Origin of the sequence: Schaalia naturae (assembly GCF_042665795.1) — a bacterium.
GTDB lineage: Bacteria > Actinomycetota > Actinomycetes > Actinomycetales > Actinomycetaceae > Pauljensenia > Pauljensenia naturae.
In genome coordinates, this window is record NZ_JBHTEF010000001.1 from 2,134,931 (window position 1) to 2,148,687 (window position 13,757).

General features: G+C 72.5%; 9 protein-coding genes. 2 read left to right on the plus strand and 7 right to left on the minus strand.

The window, feature by feature from the left end; all coding sequences use genetic code 11:
- Nucleotides 1-3: 3 nt before the first annotated feature.
- Together ACFQWG_RS09525 and serS are read right to left on the minus strand one after the other, a co-directional pair.
- Nucleotides 4-906 carry an HAD family hydrolase gene (locus ACFQWG_RS09525; protein ID WP_380974743.1) on the minus strand — a complete coding sequence of 301 codons (903 nt, stop codon included), beginning with the start codon at nt 904-906 and terminating at the stop codon, nt 4-6.
- Between the two features lie 16 nt (nt 907-922).
- Entirely contained in the window at nt 923-2,206 is a 1,284-nt protein-coding gene (serS, locus tag ACFQWG_RS09530) for a serine--tRNA ligase (RefSeq protein WP_380974745.1), read from the minus strand.
- A 103-nt stretch (nt 2,207-2,309) separates the two neighbouring features.
- Between serS and ACFQWG_RS09535 the strand changes: the two genes are divergently transcribed.
- Entirely contained in the window at nt 2,310-3,620 is a 1,311-nt protein-coding gene (locus tag ACFQWG_RS09535) for a diacylglycerol/lipid kinase family protein (RefSeq protein ID WP_380974747.1), read from the plus strand.
- 110 nt (nt 3,621-3,730) lie between these two features.
- On the opposite strand, the gene pheA is transcribed toward ACFQWG_RS09535, so the two are convergent.
- The 3 genes from pheA to ACFQWG_RS09550 all read right to left on the minus strand — a co-directional run bounded on the left by pheA (nt 3,731) and on the right by ACFQWG_RS09550 (nt 7,965).
- Nucleotides 3,731-4,777, minus strand: coding sequence for a prephenate dehydratase (gene pheA, locus ACFQWG_RS09540; protein WP_380974749.1), 1,047 nt, complete (start codon nt 4,775-4,777; stop codon nt 3,731-3,733).
- 79 nt (nt 4,778-4,856) lie between these two features.
- Nucleotides 4,857-7,193 carry a DUF6541 family protein gene (locus ACFQWG_RS09545; protein WP_380974751.1) on the minus strand — a complete coding sequence of 779 codons (2,337 nt, stop codon included), beginning with the start codon at nt 7,191-7,193 and terminating at the stop codon, nt 4,857-4,859.
- A 13-nt stretch (nt 7,194-7,206) separates the two neighbouring features.
- Nucleotides 7,207-7,965, minus strand: coding sequence for a DedA family protein (locus tag ACFQWG_RS09550; protein WP_380976305.1), 759 nt, complete (start codon nt 7,963-7,965; stop codon nt 7,207-7,209).
- Nucleotides 7,966-8,082: 117 nt separating this feature from the next.
- On the opposite strand from ACFQWG_RS09550, the gene ACFQWG_RS09555 reads away from it, so the two are divergent.
- The gene (locus ACFQWG_RS09555) at nt 8,083-10,638 is read left to right on the plus strand and encodes a lysylphosphatidylglycerol synthase domain-containing protein (protein WP_380974753.1); all 2,556 of its coding nucleotides are present in this window, start codon (nt 8,083-8,085) and stop codon (nt 10,636-10,638) included.
- A gap of 65 nt (nt 10,639-10,703) precedes the next feature.
- Here ACFQWG_RS09555 and ACFQWG_RS09560 read toward each other — a convergent pair whose 3' ends face one another.
- Entirely contained in the window at nt 10,704-11,873 is a 1,170-nt protein-coding gene (locus ACFQWG_RS09560) for a cation:proton antiporter (protein WP_380974755.1), read from the minus strand.
- Between the two features lie 36 nt (nt 11,874-11,909).
- Nucleotides 11,910-13,619: an alpha/beta hydrolase gene (locus ACFQWG_RS09565; RefSeq protein WP_380974757.1), complete on the minus strand. Its 1,710-nt coding sequence runs from the start codon at nt 13,617-13,619 to the stop codon at nt 11,910-11,912.
- Nucleotides 13,620-13,757 lie beyond the last annotated feature (138 nt).

Sequence of the window (13,757 nt, forward strand, 5' to 3'; positions counted from 1 at the left end):
GGCTCAGCGCTCCAGGATGGCGCGCATGACCGCCGCCGCGCCGTCGTGCTCGACCGCGCCCGTCACCGCATCCGCGTGCGCCCGGACCTCCGCGGACGCCCCGCCCATCGCGACGCCGTGCGCCGCCCACCTCAGCATCGGCACATCGTTGGTGCCATCGCCCACGGCCACGGTCCCCGCCGCCGGGACGCCCAGCTGGTCGGCCAGGTCCTGGAGCCCCGTGGCCTTCGTGCACCCGCGCGGCCCGATGTCGACCCAGGACGTCCAGCCGACCGAGTACTCGAACCGGCGGTCGAGACCCAGGCCGCGCACGAGGGCGTCGAAGTCCTCGCGGTCCATCCACGGGGCCCGCCCGATGAGCTTCGCCGTGAGCCGCCCTCGAAGATGCGGGACGGGCATCACCCAGCAGTCCTCCACCATCTCGCCGGCCGGGAACTCCCTCGACACGTAGTACCCGTCCAGGTCCTCGACGCCGAGGATGATGTCGGGGACCGCGCCGAGGAGCGCGTCGATGGCCGGGGACGGATCGAAGCGGTGGAGGGCGACCACCTCCGCCCCGTCCTTCAGCGCCGGGTCCCAGCGGGCCGTCACGGCCCCGTTCGAGCACACGGCCCATCCGCGGTCCGTCTCGACATAGTCGAAGACCGGGCGCACGGCGTTCATCCCCCGCCCCGAGGCGATGACGACGTTCGCCCCGGCTTCGACCAGGTCGCGGAACGCGGCCCGAACCCGGGGCGACGCGCCGTCGGGCCGCAGCAGCGTCCCGTCCACGTCCAGGGCGACCAGCACTCGGGACAGGTCGCGGGGGAGGTCGGCGGGCAGCGCGGCCCGAGCCCGGTCCACCAGCTCGCCGAAGGCGACGGGGGCCTCGCCGGAGGGAGGCGGCGTCAGGATGGAGATGCTCACGCGACCGTCGCGCCCCTCATCGTCCCGACGCCGGGGTGAGGGCCTCCAGGCCCCCCAGGTAGGGGCGCAGCGCCTCCGGCACGCGCACCGAGCCGTCCGGCAGCTGGTGGTTCTCCAGCATCGCGACGATCCACCGGGTCGTCGCGAGCGTCCCGTTGAGCGTGGCCACGGGATGCGTCTGCCCGTCGGACCGCTTCTCGCGGATGCCGAGGCGGCGGGCCTGGAAGGTCGTGCAATTCGAGGTCGAGGTGACCTCCATGTACCGCTCCTGGGTGGGCAGCCATGCCTCGCAGTCGAACTTCCGGGCCGCCGAGGTCCCGAGGTCCCCCGCGGCCGTGTCGATGACGCGATAGGGCAGCTCGACCTTCGCCAGCATCTGCTCCTCCCACGCCAGGAAGCGGGCGTGCTCCTCCTCCGCGTCCTCGGGGCGGCAGTAGCTGAACATCTCCGCCTTGTTGAACTGGTGGACGCGGATGATGCCGCGCGTGTCCTTGCCCGCGGCCCCGGCCTCGCGCCGATAGCACGTCGACCACCCCATGTAATGGAGCGGGCCATCGGAGAGGTCCAGGATCTCCCCCATGTGGTAGCCCGCGAGCGCGACCTCCGACGTCCCGGTGAGGTAGAGGTCGTCGGCGGGCAGGTAGTAGATCTCCTCGGAGTGCTCGTTGAGGAACCCCGTGCCGCCCATGACCTCGGGCGTGACCAGGGTCGGCGTGATCATCGGCGTGAACCCGGCGGACACGGCCTGGTCCATCGCCATCGTCAGGAGGGCCAGCTCCAGGCGCGCGCCGATCCCGGTGAGGTAGTAGAAGCGCGATCCCGACACCTTCGCGCCGCGCTTGACGTCGATCGCGCGCAGGCCCTCGCCGAGCGCCAGGTGGTCCTGCGGCGCGATGCCCTCTGCGGCGAAGTCGCGGGGCACCGGCCCCTCGTGGCGCAGGACGACGTAGTCCTCCTCGCCGCCGGTGGGCACGCCCGGCAGGATGATGTTGGGGATCGCGCGGGCGAGCTGATCCGCCCGGGCCCCGACCTCGTTCGCGTGGGCCTCCGCGGCCTTGACCTGCTCGGCGAGCTCCTTCGCATGGGCGAGGACCGCGGGGCGCTCCTCCTTCGGGGCCCTGCCGACCGACCGGGAGACCTCCTTCTGCCGGGCGCGCAGCGACTCGAACGCCTGCAGGGCCTCGCGCCGTTCGGCGTCGGCATCGAGGATCCGGTCCACCAGTGCCGGATCGGCGCCGCGAGCCCGTTGTGAGGCTCGGGCCGGTTCGGGGTCGTCACGCAGCGCACGCACATCGATCATGGCTCCATGGTAGCCGGGCCCGCGTCGGCGCCCTCGTGGGGTCCGGCGACGCTCCGGTCCCCGAGGACGGGCCCCGCGGGACGGCATGCCATAGGCTTCCCTCATGACGGCACTGGTCTGGGCATGGCTGGCAGTCGCGGCGGTCCTGGCGGCGGGGACCGTGGTCCTCAGCAGGTGGCTGATGTTCCGCGACGCGCGGGAGGCGCAGCGGGCGGCGGCCCTGTTGGAGCCCGAGCCGGCGGACGACCCGCAGCGGGGGCGCCCTCGCCCCTGGGTCATCGTCAACCCGTCGAAGCATGACGACCCCGCGGCCTTCCGCGAGGAGGTGGACGCGCTGGCCGCCGATCGCGGCATCCCCCACGTCCACTGGATCGAGACGACCCCGGACGACCCGGGCACCGGCCAGGCGCTGCGCGCCGTCGAGCTGGGCGCGTCCGTGGTCATCGCGGCGGGCGGGGACGGCACGGTACGGGCGGTCGCCGCCGGCATGGCCCACACGGGTGTGCGCATGGGCATCCTGCCAGTGGGCACCGGCAACCTCCTGGCGCGCAACCTGGGCCTGCCTCTCTCGGACACCGCCGCCGCCCTGGGCATCGCTCTGGGCGACACCCACCAGGCCGTCGATCTCGCGTGGCTGCGCGTCGAGGATGCCGACGAGCGCTCCAGCCTGCCCGCCGAGGGCGGACTGGTCGCCGACGCCGGCGCCCCCTCGATCCGTCCGCTGCCCGAGGGCCTCGCGGAGCCCCGGCCCGACGAGTACGCCTTCGTCGTCATCGCCGGTCTCGGCTTCGACGGGGAGACCATGGCGGGCACCGATCCGGACCTCAAGAAGAAGGTCGGTTGGGCGGCCTACGTCCTCTCCGCGTTCAAGGCCCTCCGGGCGCGCCGCGTGCACGCGCGGGTCAGCCTGCGCGGCGCCGCCCCGGTGCCGGAGGAGGACGCGGATCGCGCCGACGAGGCGGGCGCCTCGGGTCGGGGTTCCTCCCCGGATCCGGCCCCCCGCGGCGACGGGGGCGAGGACGGGGTGCTCACCGAGGACTCCGAGTTCACGGCCCGCACCGTCATGTTCGCCAACTGCTCCGATCTGCCCTATATCGTGCTGGTGCCCGACGCGAGCCTCAACGACGGGTTGCTGGACGTCGTCGCCGTCGACACCCAGGCCGGGGTGCTGGGCTGGGCGAACCTGTCGCGCAAGGTCCTCCTCCAGGGTGCCGGGGTGCCCGCGGACAACCTGCCGGCAGGCTTGGGCAGCATCGACTTCCGCCAGGCCCGAGGCGCCACCGTCACCGTCGACGCGCCCGAGGTCGTCCAGGTGGACGGGGACGCCATCGGCTCAGCGCGCACCGTCCACGCCCGTGTGGACGCCGGCGCCCTCGACGTGTCGGTGCCCGCGCCCTCGGGCCCCGCCGTCTGAGAACCGCGACAGCGCCCGACGCGAGGTTCGGCGACCGGATGGGCCTCTAGAGCCTTCCGGAAGATGTTCAACCTCGCGCTGGGCGCCTCCGGCCTCCGCGAACCCCGCGGTCAGCGCCCCAGCGGCCACTCGGCCGGGCCGTCGAAGGACGTCGTCCCGTCCCCGCCGCGCAGGATCCCCTTGACCCAGGCGCGTCCCGCGCGGAAGTCCCCGTCGGCGGTGCCCGGCAAGACTGTCGCGCGCACTCCGTCGACGCGGGGATAGGAGCCCATGAAACGCACGTCCGGCGAGTATCGGTGCAGGCCGACCAGCGCCGCCTGGACGCGCTCCTCGGCGATGTGGCCGACGATGTCGATGGAGAAGGTGTAGGACCCCAGGTGGTCGCCGGCCGGGCGTGACTCGATGCGCGAGAGGTCCACGCCTCGCACGCTGAACTGCTCGAGCATCGTCAGCAGCGATCCGGCCTCGTTGTGCGGCAGCGCCACCTGGATCGTCGTCTTGTCCGCGCCGGTGGGCGGGGGCAGCGAGCCGGGGGGCGACACGACGATGAAGCGGGTGACGGCGCCGGGCTGATCGTTGATCCCGGAGTGCATCGCCTCGAGCCCGTAGCGCTGGGTGGCCGAGGCCGGACACAGCGCCGCGTCGAAGGTCGTGTCCCCCTGCGCCAACAGCTCGGCCCCCGCCGCCGTGGAGGTCGCCGGAACGTGGATGATGCCCGGGAAATGCTCCTCCAGCCACATCCGGCATTGGGCCCAGGCGTGGGGGTGCGTGCCGACCCGGCGGACGTCCGCCGGGTCCGTCCCCGGGCGCACCGCCACATCGAAGACCACGGGCACGACGACCTCGGCGACGATGAACAGCGGCCTCCCGGTGGACAGCGAGTCCAGCGTCGCGTTGACGCCGCCCTCCACCGAATTCTCGATCGGCACGACGGCGCGGTCCGCCGCCTCCCGGCGAACGGCGTCCAGCGCGGCGGGCGCGGAGGTCACGGGGATGAGCTGCGCGCCGCCGGGCGCCACCTGCCAGACGGCCTGCTCGGAGAAGGTGCCGAAGGGCCCGAGGAACGCGATCCGGACGTGGTCGCCTGCGGGAGGCGGGCCGGGCAGGTTGGTGGTCGGGTGCGGCGTCCGGTCGGACGCGGTCTCGGGGGTGCTCACCCTCCAAGGGTACGAGGACGGCGCTGCGCGCCGGACCGGCTTCCAGTGGGCGGGCCGGTGATGCGGCGCGCCGCCCGGCTCACTCCCCGCAGGCCGTGATCCGGTACAGCTTCGCGGTCCCCCCCTGGTCGACCAGCTCGAAACCGGTGGAGGTGTCGACGCCGTACAGGCCCGGAGCCCGGTCGGAGCGCTTGGACTGGTAGTAGTACCCGTCCGCGTCCTGGTAGTAGTGGGTGATGCCGCGGCGCAGCACGACCTCGCACACCTCGGGGTTCGTGTGGATCTCGTTGAAGTGGTTGACGATGATCGCCTCGTCGAAGGCGTCCGACAGCGTGTGGTACAGCTGCGGGAACACCGCGAGCCGCTGGCCCAGGACCTCCGTGTAGGCGGCGCCCGCGATCGGGTCTCCCAGCACCAGGGCGTCCTCGGGCAGGGTCTGCGGCATCCGCCGGATCATCTCCAGTTCAGCCGTCGTCGCCATCCCCGGTTTGCCCAGGTGGTCGGCGTCGTAGACGTAGCCGACCGCCCAGATGCGCGCGTCCAGGGCGCCCACCAGCGTCATCGCCAGCAGCCATGCCCCCAGCAGCGCCCCGATGCGGGTGAGGCCCGAGGAGTACGAGCGGTGCTCGTCCGCGCGGCGCACCCGGTGCGAGCGCAGCCAGTTGACCGCGTGCTCGAACCCCAAGGCGGCCAGCGGGATCAGAGTGAGGTCCTGGGCCTCCATGATCCGGCGCGGATCCAGGTACCACGGCGCGGTGAGGAACGTCCTCAGCGCCGAGTCCGGCGCATAGGCGAGAAACGTCAGACCGGCCATCACCAGGTACGACGCGATCGGCCAGAGCAGGGGCCGTGGGCCGAAGGCACCGCGGATCGCGATCCGCCGCTCCACCCACGCCCGCGTGAGCTCCCGGCGGCTCACGCCCTCGGGCTCACCGGCACGGAGGATCCCCTCCCCGGAACCCGCCCCGCCGGCGGGACCGTCCTCCTCGATGCCGCTCCCGTCCGCGCCCGACAGCGAGGGCGAGACCGTCTCCCGGGGACCGTCCTCGAGCGGGCGGGCATAGGTGAAGGGGCGGCGCAGGTCCGGGTAGGCCCGCAGGGCGAGCCTGTTCCAGGCGCGCGCCGCGCTCACCGTCGCGACGACGCCCAGGAGGACCAGCACCGCGGTCACGGCGATCGTCATCCCCATCCCCACGGAGGAGGAGAAGGGCGGGTAGGGCGTGAGGAAATGGCTGAACGCCTCCAGCCAGGAGATGCCGTGACGCGGGTAGTCGCCCATGTCGCGCACCTTGTCCGAGGACAAGATCACCAGGGGCGCCCAGATGGCCGCGACCGCCGTCGCCGCGAAGACCGCGGCGCTCGCCCAGTCCCCGACCCAGGCCGACCGGCGGACGAGACGCCACAGCGACACCAGGAGCGGGGCGAAGAGGATGGCGAGCAGGCTGAACGCCGACGACGGGTGGGCCGCGACCGCCCCCACCGCGCCCAGGGCGAACAAGACCGCCAACGGCAGGTGCGGGACCACCCCGGACAGGCCGACCTCCGTGGCGCGCTCGATGCGACGCCCGAGCACGACCGCGACGGACGCCAGGCCCGGCAGCAGGGAGACGCCGAGCGCGTTGGGCCACTGGCTGTACATCGTGAGCGCGTCGGCCGGCATGTTCAGCAGGCAGCCGGCGATGACGGGGGCCGCGACCACCGCGGTGCGCGACGTGGACACGACGGCGGTGAAGGCGGCGCCGCCCGCCACCCAGATCCCCATGATCAGCAGGTTCGTCACATTGGACGCCTGGACGACGGTGGTGGGAGAGGAGAACAACGAGGTGAAGGCGTGCCAGGCGATCGGATAGGTGACGGAACGCCCGTCGTAGAGGGGGGCCAGGCCGCCGTCGGGCTGGGCCTGGCCGGTGCGCAGGATGTTCCACACGCCGGACATGTGGAAGGTCGAGTCCCACTGCTGGACGGGGTCGGCGGGATCGGCGCTGATCAGCAGCGGCAGCGCGGCCACGACCCAGCCGAGGGCGACCATGCCCCACATCAGGGTCCGCGTGTGGCGGGGCAGGATGCGATAGGCGTGCGACGAGGGCGAGTCCCCGGCCAGCGGGGGCCTCGCCGTGAGGTCGTCCCCAAGGACGACCCCCACCGCCGGGTGGCCGCGTCGGCGCAGCAGGAACACGGCCAGGCCGACCAGCGCCGAGACCCCGAGCACCGGGAGGACGGACGCCGCGGAGAAGAAGACGCCGGCGCGGTGGTAGACCTCGGAGACGACCGTGATGAGCGTGAACGTGAGGGCGGGGGCGAACGCCACCGCGACCACCGAGGAGCGGATCGAGGAGCGGATCCAGAAGTACCCGGGCAGGACCGCGACGAGGACCATCGCCACGAGCAGCGGCATCAACACGATCCAGTCGGCCACCGGGACCTCCCTCTCAGTCGGCGGCGGGCGCGTCGGCCGGGGCGCCCTCGTCCGTGTCCCGGTCCGCGGAGCCGGATCCCGCCGGGGAGGGGGCCTCCCCCGCCTTGCGGCGCGCGACGATCGCCTGGGCCACCATCGGCAGCAGCGACACGAACACGATCAGCAGGATCAGCATCGAGAGGTTGTCATGGACGAACTGGACGCCGCCCAGGATCGATCCCGCGTAGGTCACGCCCGACCCCCACAGAAGGGCGCCGAGGGAGTTGAAGGCGAGGAACTTCCCATAGGGGTAGCGGGCGATGCCCGCCGCCAGGGGGATGAAGGTGCGGACGAAGGGGATGAACCGGCCGATGACGAGGGAGCGTCCGCCGTAGCGCGTGAAGTAGTCCTCCGCCTTGTCCAGGTGCTCGGTGCGCAGGAAGCGGGCATCGTCGCGGAACAGGCGGCGCCCGAACCTGCGGCCCAGCCAGTACCCGATCTGGGCGCCGAGGAACGCGGCGACGAAGGTGAGGCCGACGAGCATCGGCAGGCTCAGGCCGAGGCGCTCGTGAAGCAGACCGGCGGTGAACAGCAGCGAATCGCCGGGCAGCACCGGGAACAGGACGCCGGACTCGATGAAGACGATGGCGAGCGTTCCCCACAGGACCCACGGGCCCATCGCCAGGAGCAGGGAAGTCGGATCATGGAACCACCCGACCACGGTGGTCACCCACGACGTGTCCTCCGCGGGCGCGACCGCCAGCGCGGAGGTCTGCAGGGACGTCAGGAGCAGGAGCACGGAGGGCCTTCCGATCGGTGGTCATTCTCCTGCCTCACCCTAGCGGCGCTGCGCCCTCGGAGCGATCCGACCCCCGGGAACGGCCGAGGCCGACTCCTCTAGGATGCCCCCATGGACGACGCGCGTGACCAGGGGGCTCCCGGGAGCCCTCCCGAGACGCCCCCTCGCATGCCGACGCCGTCCCGGCTCACCCGGCCGGTGTCCTTCGCCGACCGCATCCCCCCGCGCCAGCGCCGTCGCGAGGACCTCATCGACGTCGCCCTGTGCGTCGTCGGGACCGCGTTCATCTGGCTGTTCGGCATCTTCGCGAACTCGACGACCCAGGGCGTCACCGAGGACGTCCTGCGCGTCAGCATCATCCGCGACATCCTGCTGCTGCCGGTCACCGGCCTTGAGGGGCTGGTCGTCCTGGTCACGCCCGTCGCGATCGTCGTCGCGCTGGCGCGCCGCCGCCGTCTGAGCACGATCCTCGAGTGCCTGGTCTCCGCCGCGCTGACCTCCGTCGGCGGCTGGCTGCTGCTCCTCGGCCTGCGCCACCTGCCCGAGTCCCTCACCCTGCCCCTGCGGGTCCACTCCGACTCCGGCGGCACCCAGATCGCGCTCAACCTGGCCATCATGGCGCTGGCCGCCCTGTTCACCGTCGCGGGCGAGTCGAGCAACATGCGCACCATCGGCTACTCGTGGGGCGGACTGTGGGTCATCGTCTTCCTGGGCGTGCTCCGCGGGTCGATGTCCCTTCCGGGCGCGTTCATCTCCGTGCTGCTGGGACGCGCCTGCGGGTCGTTCGCCCGGTGGCTCCTGGGTTTCGAGGACCGCCGCGCCACCGGCGTCGACCTGGTCGCCGGGCTGCTGTCGATCGGGATCGTGCCCTCCCGCATCGTCCGCGCCGATCTGGACACCTCCGAGGAGCCGCTGTCCACGTGGCTCATCGACGAGGACGACCGCCCCTCCCGCCCGCTGCGGCAGCAGCCGACCACCAGCCCAGACATCGTCGAATACACGGTGGCGCGCCGGCCCGAGCCGGACGGCAACCGCCACTACCAGGTCTGGGACGTCCGGGGCACGCTCCTCGACCTCGTCGCCATCGACCCCGGCCGGGAGATCACTGGCACCGTCGAGGAGATCTGGAACAACCTGCGCCTGCGGGGCATCACGAGGTGGATCTCGCCCTCGCCGAAGGCGAACGCCGAGCGCTCGATGCTGACGGCGCTGTCCGCGATGCGCGCCGGCGTCCACGTTCCCGAGCCCGTCGGCCTGGCGCAGGCCGGCGCGTCCGTGCTCCAGGTCTACCGCTCGATGCCTCCCACCTCCCGGCTGCGCGATGTGGCCCCCGAGGCCCTCACCGACGCCGTCCTGGACGAGGTCTGGCGTCAGCTGCTGCTGGCCCACGTCCACGGGATCTGCCACCGCGACCTCACCTTCGACGCGGTCGCCATCGACCAGACGGGCACCGTGTGGATGGTCGACTGGGAGCAGGGCGAGGTCGCCACGACGGAGCTCAACCGGCGCATCGACATCGCCCAACTGCTCGTCCACCTCGCCGTGTGCGTGGGCAAGGACCGCGCCCTCGCCTCGGCGCGGCGCGCCCTGCCCGAATCCGAGCTGCGCGCCGTCGCCCCGGTCGTCCAGAGCGCCATCCTCCCGGAGAAGGTCGCGGCGGCGGTGCGGCGCACCGACACGGTGACCGGCGTCCGCGACGCGATCGTCGGCGACCAGCTCGTGGAGACCGTCCAGCCTCTCAACCTCCAGCGTTTCGCCCCGCGCACGGTGGTCACCGCGACCATCCTGGTCCTCGCGCTCATCGCCGTCATGGGCTCGCTGAACTTCGACAGCCTGGTCGCGACGATCACCTCCGCCAACCCGATCTGGTTCCTCGTCTCCTTCCTGCTCGGCACCCTCACTTGGCTGGGCGGGGCGATCCCGCTGAGGGCGCTCTCCTCGGAGAGGATCCGCCTCCAGGACGCCTTCCTCGCCCAGATGGCCGCCTCCGTCGTCACGATCGTCGCGCCGGCCGGCATCGGGCCCGCCGCCCTCAATCTGCGTTTCCTCAACAAACTGAAGGTCCCGACGGCCATCGCGGCGACCACCGTGGTCCTCCAGCAGATCTCCCAGTTCCTGGTCACCGTGCTGCTGCTCATCGTCGTCATCCTGTTCACCGGGAGCTCGCTGGGCGTGTCGATCCCTTACTCGGTGATCCTGGCCGTCGCCGCGGTGGTGGCCGTCGTGGTCGCGGTGGCGCTGTCGGTCCCCCGGCTGCGCCGCTGGATCTGGTCGAAGGCCGAGCCCGTCTGGAAGCAGATCTACCCGCGGCTGCTGTGGATCGTCGGGCAGCCCCGGCGCATCGTCCAGGTCGTGGCCGGAAACCTCATCATGAACATCGGTTTCATCGGGGCCTTCTGGGCGTCCGTCGAGGCCTTCGGTGGGCGCCTGTCGCTCACGACCCTGGCCGTGACCTTCCTGGTGTCGAACTCCCTGGGCTCCGTCATCCCCTCCCCCGGCGGGATCGGCCCGGTCGAGGGGGCTCTGACCGGCGGGCTCACCGTGGCCGGCCTGCCGGTGTCCATTGCCCTGTCCGCCGCGGTCCTGTACCGCCTGGTGACGTTCTACGGCCGTGTCCCCTTCGGCTACGCGGCCACCCGCGTCATGCAGAAGAAAGGGCTGCTCTGACCGCAGACGTCCTCGCCGACGCACGTCGGGGAGATCCGCCGCGTTCTCCGCAGGCCCCGGCTACCCTACCCCTCGATCGGGACCTCCTCCGCGTCGGCGACCAGGTCGCCGCCCTCCGAGCGGCGGCGCAGCGCCAGAGCGAGCGCCGGGAAGATCAGGACCGACAGCATCCCGGCCCCGACCAGTGCGGCGGCGGCGCCGGAGTCCAGCTCGCCGCGGTCGACGCCGATGCCGGTGACGGCGACGATGATAGGCAGTCCCGTGGCGCCGAAGAGCAGCAGCGCGGCGCGGTCCGCCGCTGTCGAGCCCTCGGGAGCGGCCACCACGGAGGGCAGACCGCGGATGACCAGCAGCAGCGCGAGCGCCACGGCCATCAGGCCCAGCAGCCGGGGGGACGCCAGCAGCGCCCGCAGGTCGAAGGTCACGCCCGTCATGACGAAGAACACGGGGACCAGGAAGCCGAATCCCACCGCTTCGAGCTTGGCGTCGACGATCTCACGGTCGTCGGGGGCGGCTCCGGAGAGCAGCACTCGGCACAGGACGCCGGCGGCGAAGGCGCCGAGCAGCATGTCCAGCCCCAGCACGGCGCTCAGGACGGACAGGGCGGCCACCACGAAGATGACCGTCCGGACCGCGAACTGGCCGCTGGTGCGCAGGGTGGCCGCCGTCAGGCGGTTGAACGCCGGATGCGGGCCGCGCGAGGCCAACCAGATCGCCAGCCCGGCGATCAGCGCGAAAGCCCCCAGCACCAGAGCCCCGGCCAGCGGGCTCCGACCGCCCAGGAAGATCGAGATCGCCAGGAGCGGCCCGAACTCGCCGGCCGCGCCCGTCGCGGCCGCCGCCCGGCCGAAGGGCGAATGCAGGTCGCCCTCGTCGCGGAGCACCGGCAGAAGCGTGCCCAGGGCCGTCGAGGTGAGCGCCACCCCGATGAACACGCCGGTGACCGTCGAGGGGGCGATCCACACGCCGACGCCGACGCCGACGGCCAGGGAGACCAGCCAGCCGCCCGCCGCCCGCCGCAGGGGACGGCCGCGGATGCCGCGGAAGTCGATCTCGTTGCCGGCGAGGAAGAACAGCATGGCGACGCCGAAGTCGGACAGGACGCCGGTCACCTCGTCCGGCTGCACCCACCCCAGGGCGCTGGGGCCCAGCAGCACGCCGAGCAGGATCTCGAAGACGATCAGCGGGACGCGGAGCACGCGCTGGACGCCCGCTCTCAGCAGCGGCGCGGCCACCGCGGCCGGCGGGGCTGCCGTGTCCCGCCGGCGCGGTCACTGCCGGTCAGACAGGGCGATGTTCGCCGAGATCGCCTGGCCGATGCGCGTGCGCATGTCGGCGTCCACCCAGTCGCCGTCGGGCAAGGCAGCCGGGCGCCGCGGATCGTGGAGGCCGAGGATCCCCTCCCACAGGGGGATCAGCTCCTCGTGATAGGTGTGCCCATGGCCGGCCGGAGCGGTCCCGGCCACCGGCAGATCCGCCAGGACCTGGATGAAGGAGGCCCCGCGGGTGAACTCCACGCGGCTCGAGACGTCATGGCCGGCCTTCTCCCGCATCCAGTCGGGCTGGTTCCAGATCATGTCCGTCGACCACCACACCACCGGATCGGACGGGTGCTGGGCGTACACGACGCGCGGGAACTCCCAGGGCCCCAACTCGCGCCCGTAGACGTCGACGGCGAGGTTCTCCGGCAGGTTCGCGAAACGGACGACCCGCCCGTTGTCCACCACGGGCGCCACCTCGGGGCTGCCGCGGTGGCGGGAGCGCGTGAGGTCGCGGTGCAGATCCGTGAACGAGGGCGTCCCCACCCACAACGCGCCGGACACCTTCGCCCGGACGTCGTCGAGGCCCCCGAAGACGTGCTGCGAGGCGTAGGCCCCCAACGATTCGCCGCACACGTACAGGTCAGGGCGCCGGCGTCCGGCGGGGAGCGCCTCGAGCGCGCTCCTCACCGCCTCGAACAGCAGCGCGGAGGCCTGCATCGACGGTTCGAGCCCGGTGAGCACGTTGATGCTGGAGGGAACGTAGGAGTACTGCATGGAGGCGGTCGCGCAGTCGCCGCCCGTGAGGTACTCGACGGGCTGGACCTGCCACTCGTCGACCCAGCCGGATCCGGTGGACGTCGTCACCACCAACACCGAACGGTCGAAGGCCCCGGTCCGGGCGAGCTCGTCGACGACCAGGCGCGCCCGATCCGCCAGCGTCTCGCGCCCATGGGGCATCCCGGCGTAGACGCGGATCGGCTCCTTCGCGGGCCGCCCGGTCACGGCCTCGATGTCCTCGCGATGGGGGCCGCGGCCCAGGAAGACGCGGCCCTGGCCGCCCACCGACTCCCAGGAGGACAGGGAGCCGAGCGAACCCGATCGCTCCGGCTGCACGGGCTGATAGATCCCCCGCGCGGTGCGCCGGTCCATCTTGAGGGCGTGTCGGGAGAAGAAGGAGAGAATCCCTCCCATCAGCACGCGCGAGGTGAGGACGACGACCAGCGTCGCCACCAGGGCCCCCGCCACCAGCCACGCGACCGGCGCCGGCATCCAGCGGGCGAACAGGTTCACCAGGCCGCGCAGGATCCAGATCACCCCGGCCAGCAGCCCGAGCAGCAGGTAGGTGAGGACCAGGGCGCCGACCGCCCCCAGAAGGTAGGCGGGCAGCGTCTCGGGCGGCATCTCGACCAGGGCCGCCGCGCGACGGGTGTCGCGCGCCGAGAGGATGACCGCGCGGGCGAACCACAGGAGGAACACGACGAGCACGACGCGCTCCGCCCATTCCCGCGCCCACGGGGCCGCCGTGACGGACAGGCCGACCCAGTCGACCACCCATCCCCCGACCTTGTCGATGACCAGGCCGATCACGTATCCCACGGCCATCAGCACGCCGGAGGAGGCCGCGTGCCACCACCAGCTGCGGGCCATCAGCGACGGCGACACCGAGATCGCGTACATCACCAGCGCAAGCAGCACGCCGAGCAGTGACTGTGCGATCATCGGGGCTTCCTGCTGGGTGGACGGGAGGATGGGGCGCGGCCGGACCGACGCGACGCGCAGCCCTCGACCGCGCTCCATTGTAGGAGAACCGGCGGGCGGGCCGCGGGGCCTGTCGAGACGCCCCGGGCCCTGCGCGAT